We start from the raw sequence: 230 nt of genomic DNA, 5'->3' as shown, positions 1-230 counted from the left end.
ACTGATAGTGCACCGATGACCATAATCAGCGTAATCATATAAAAACTGGTCACAACGCCTGTCCCGATCACAACCGCTTTCACCGCATTTTTCGGCTTTTTCATAAATGCTACTAAAATGAGCATAATTTCTGAACATGTAAATGAAAGGTTCGTTGTCTTTACACCTCTGAGAACTGGCATGATTCCATCACCTAATACAGGGCGCAAATTGTTGATCTCAAATATGCC

The 230-nt window shown here is 40.4% G+C and carries 1 protein-coding gene; it reads right to left on the bottom strand.

Translation table 11 applies throughout. The features are described from left to right. Nucleotides 1-230 (bottom strand): GerAB/ArcD/ProY family transporter (locus SB660_RS24300; protein WP_410585216.1); only part of this gene is annotated, 230 nt, incomplete at both ends.

The sequence above is a fragment of the Bacillus sp. SIMBA_005 genome, assembly GCF_046535585.1.
Taxonomy (GTDB): domain Bacteria; phylum Bacillota; class Bacilli; order Bacillales; family Bacillaceae; genus Bacillus; species Bacillus pumilus.
Note: the sequence above shows the minus strand (reverse complement) of the source record. Positions and strands in the feature narration are given on the sequence as shown.